The following is a 2,488-nucleotide window of genomic DNA, read 5'->3' on the forward strand; positions in this document are numbered from 1 at the left end:
GGTAGATAGGTCCGAGGTGGAAGCGTGGTGACACGTGGAGCTGACGGATACTAATCGATCGAGGGCTTAACTAAATTTCAAGTCGTTGTATTCTCTTATTTAGTTTTGAAGGTACAATCTAGCATTAAATTGAGTTATGACTTGATTTTTTCAGCAATTGTCCTTATAATAATTGTTGTCACTGCAAAAAAATACAATTAAAGTTTGTCTGGTGACGATGGCGGAGAGGTCACACCTGTTCCCATACCGAACACAGAAGTTAAGCTCTCCAGCGCCGATAGTAGTTGGGAGTTCCCCCTGCGAGAGTAGGACGTTGCCAGGCAAACTATCCTAAAATATTTGGATAGCTATTCTAGGACAAGTTATTGATTAATTCCTTCTGACATTATTCCACAGTAGCTCAGTGGTAGAGCAACGAGCAATGCATCTGCCGAATATGCTTCGAGTTGCGAGGAGTGCTGCATCACCGAATATACTTGCAACACGACGAGCAATCGTATGAGGAATAACGAGCAATTCAGTTCCTAGACTTATATGAATATTCCACAGTAGCTCAGTGGTAGAGCAATCGGCTGTTAACCGATCGGTCGTAGGTTCGAATCCTACCTGTGGAGCCATGGAGAGCTGTCCGAGTTGGTCGAAGGAGCACGATTGGAAATCGTGTATACCGCCAAAAGCGGTATCGAGGGTTCGAATCCCTCGCTCTCCGCCATAATATCTATGGCCCGTTGGTCAAGTGGTTAAGACACCGCCCTTTCACGGCGGTAACACGGGTTCGAATCCCGTACGGGTCACCATCTGGAGGATTAGCTCAGCTGGGAGAGCACTTGCCTTACAAGCAAGGGGTCACAGGTTCGAACCCTGTATCCTCCACCATTCATATAAATAGATTTATTCATATCGCGGGGTGGAGCAGTCTGGTAGCTCGTCGGGCTCATAACCCGAAGGTCGCAGGTTCAAATCCTGCCCCCGCAACCAAAGGTCTGGTAGTTCAGTTGGTTAGAATGCCTGCCTGTCACGCAGGAGGTCGCGGGTTCGAGTCCCGTCCAGACCGCCATTTATGAATTAAATATGCAATGGCTCGGTAGCTCAGTCGGTAGAGCAACGGACTGAAAATCCGTGTGTCGGCGGTTCGATTCCGTCCCGAGCCACCTTTTCCGTTGGAGGGGTAGCGAAGTGGCTAAACGCGGCGGACTGTAAATCCGCTCCCTCAGGGTTCGGGAGTTCGAATCTCTCCCCCTCCACCATTACATTTTAATTGTTTATAATTTTCATAGGGGTATAGTTTAATGGTAGAACTACGGTCTCCAAAACCGTCAGTGTGGGTTCGATTCCTACTACCCCTGCCATCTCTTACATGGCGGTCGTGGCGAAGTGGTTAACGCACCGGATTGTGGCTCCGGCATTCGTGGGTTCGATTCCCACCGGTCGCCCCATTATTAAATTTCATATGTTTTTGGGCTATAGCCAAGCGGTAAGGCAACGGGTTTTGGTCCCGTGATCCTAGGTTCGAATCCTAGTAGCCCAGCCATTAGCGGAAGTAGTTCAGGGGTAGAACACCACCTTGCCAAGGTGGGGGTCGCGGGTTCGAATCCCGTCTTCCGCTCCATTATTCTCATTGGCGGTATAGCCAAGTGGTAAGGCAGAGGTCTGCAAAACCTTTATCACCGGTTCGAATCCGGTTACCGCCTCCACATCCCATATGCCGGTGTGGCGGAATTGGCAGACGCGCGGGACTCAAAATCCCGTGTCCCTTGGGACGTGTCGGTTCGACCCCGACCACCGGTATACAAACGTTGATATGACGGCGTTCTCTACGGAGAGCGTCGTCTTTTTTGCGTTTATTTTACGCAGAACCTACGTAGAAAAGTCCCGTGACTAGAAACGCACTTTTCCTTTGGAATTATTCCGGAGGGGAGGTGCGTTTTTTTATGGGAAATCGTAGAAACAACGAATTAAGTCCGCATGAAATCGACATAGCAACGGAACCAATCGAGCTAGAAACGCTGTCATATGACGAGGCAGTAAGGAAGTTTATAGCAGACGCAGAACGTCGAGGGCTACGTCCGGATACTATTTCGTATTACAAAGATAAACTCGGACAATTCCGTAGATGGTTAGTCGCACAAGATAAGACGGAATTTATCCGACAAGTCCTACGTACAGACATTGACAATTACGTCGACTACTTGCGAGAAGTCCGGGGACAGCGGAACGGGGCAATAAATACGTCAATTCGTGCTATTCGTGCATTCTTCGGTTATTTGTACGACTCGAAGTATATCCGTAATAACCCGATGAAGGGATACCCGTTATTAAAGGTACGCAAGGGAAATATTGAAACGTTTACTATGAAACAGTTACGTCATTTTGACGACTCTTTATACAGCCGCGCACGTAGTAAGGCTGTCGAGCTTTTGTCACTTGTGCATGATCATACGACTGGCCAGTTTATCAGGGGGTTTCGTATGCTAACTCTTGGGTGGTC

14 tRNA genes, 1 rRNA gene and 1 pseudogene are annotated in these 2,488 nt (G+C 48.4%); all 16 read left to right on the plus strand.

What is annotated here, in order from left to right:
* The first annotated feature begins 207 nt into the window (after nucleotides 1-207).
* Nucleotides 208-322: ribosomal RNA gene (rrf, locus tag IEV18_RS16710) — 5S ribosomal RNA — on the plus strand.
* A 220-nt stretch (nucleotides 323-542) separates the two neighbouring features.
* Nucleotides 543-617, plus strand: a tRNA-Asn gene (locus tag IEV18_RS16715).
* A 1-nt stretch (nucleotide 618) separates the two neighbouring features.
* Nucleotides 619-712 (plus strand) — tRNA-Ser (locus tag IEV18_RS16720).
* Nucleotides 713-722: 10 nt separating this feature from the next.
* Nucleotides 723-797 (plus strand) — tRNA-Glu (locus IEV18_RS16725).
* A gap of 3 nt (nucleotides 798-800) precedes the next feature.
* A tRNA-Val gene (locus IEV18_RS16730) sits at nucleotides 801-876 on the plus strand.
* A gap of 25 nt (nucleotides 877-901) precedes the next feature.
* Nucleotides 902-978 (plus strand) — tRNA-Met (locus IEV18_RS16735).
* Nucleotides 979-980: 2 nt separating this feature from the next.
* A tRNA-Asp gene (locus IEV18_RS16740) sits at nucleotides 981-1,057 on the plus strand.
* A gap of 21 nt (nucleotides 1,058-1,078) precedes the next feature.
* Nucleotides 1,079-1,151: transfer RNA gene (locus tag IEV18_RS16745), tRNA-Phe, on the plus strand.
* A gap of 11 nt (nucleotides 1,152-1,162) precedes the next feature.
* Nucleotides 1,163-1,247, plus strand: a tRNA-Tyr gene (locus tag IEV18_RS16750).
* A 28-nt stretch (nucleotides 1,248-1,275) separates the two neighbouring features.
* Nucleotides 1,276-1,349: transfer RNA gene (locus IEV18_RS16755), tRNA-Trp, on the plus strand.
* Between the two features lie 11 nt (nucleotides 1,350-1,360).
* Nucleotides 1,361-1,436: transfer RNA gene (locus tag IEV18_RS16760), tRNA-His, on the plus strand.
* 21 nt (nucleotides 1,437-1,457) lie between these two features.
* Nucleotides 1,458-1,531: transfer RNA gene (locus IEV18_RS16765), tRNA-Gln, on the plus strand.
* A gap of 3 nt (nucleotides 1,532-1,534) precedes the next feature.
* A tRNA-Gly gene (locus IEV18_RS16770) sits at nucleotides 1,535-1,609 on the plus strand.
* A gap of 11 nt (nucleotides 1,610-1,620) precedes the next feature.
* Nucleotides 1,621-1,694: transfer RNA gene (locus IEV18_RS16775), tRNA-Cys, on the plus strand.
* Between the two features lie 10 nt (nucleotides 1,695-1,704).
* A tRNA-Leu gene (locus tag IEV18_RS16780) sits at nucleotides 1,705-1,788 on the plus strand.
* Between the two features lie 143 nt (nucleotides 1,789-1,931).
* Nucleotides 1,932-2,213, plus strand: a pseudogene (locus IEV18_RS17405) (tyrosine-type recombinase/integrase); the annotation flags it as partial.
* Nucleotides 2,214-2,488 lie beyond the last annotated feature (275 nt).

The sequence above is a fragment of the Compostibacillus humi genome, assembly GCF_014637175.1.
GTDB classification, from domain to species: domain Bacteria; phylum Bacillota; class Bacilli; order Bacillales; family Amphibacillaceae; genus Oceanobacillus; species Oceanobacillus humi.